Source organism: Pseudomonas viridiflava (assembly GCF_900602065.1).
Lineage (GTDB): Bacteria > Pseudomonadota > Gammaproteobacteria > Pseudomonadales > Pseudomonadaceae > Aquipseudomonas.
On sequence record NZ_UWFN01000047.1, the window covers coordinates 1 to 454 of the forward strand.

Genomic DNA, 454 nt, shown 5'->3' on the forward strand with positions numbered 1-454 from the left:
CAACGCGGGCACGGCCCATGTCGGCGAGTTCGGCGGCCCTGATCGCATTGTCGAAGCCAAAGGCGAGATCATCGAAGGTCTCGATGCCAACGGCACGGCAGTTCTGAATCTCGACGACAAGGCGTTCCCGATCTGGCAAGCACGTGCCGGTGACAGCAAGGCCCTGACGTTTGCGTTGAACAACGGAGCAGCGGATCTGCATGCCAGTGAGCTGACTCGCGACGAGCGCGGCTGCCCGGGCTTCACGCTGCACAGTCCGTCAGGCTCCGCACAGGTACAACTGAATCTCTTGGGCACGCACAATGTGACCAACGCACTGGCCGCCGCAGCCGCTGCCTGCGCGCTGGGCGTCAGCCTGGACGGCATCGTCGAAGGCTTGAACAACGTACAGCCGGTCAAGGGCCGCGCCGTACCGCACATCGCCAGCAATGGCATGCGCGTGATTGATGACACC

General features: G+C 63.4%; 1 protein-coding gene. It reads left to right on the forward strand.

Annotated features, from left to right (window positions below):
* A partial coding sequence (locus tag EE949_RS00925; RefSeq protein WP_241152838.1) for a Mur ligase family protein occupies positions 1-454 on the forward strand: 454 nt, incomplete at both ends.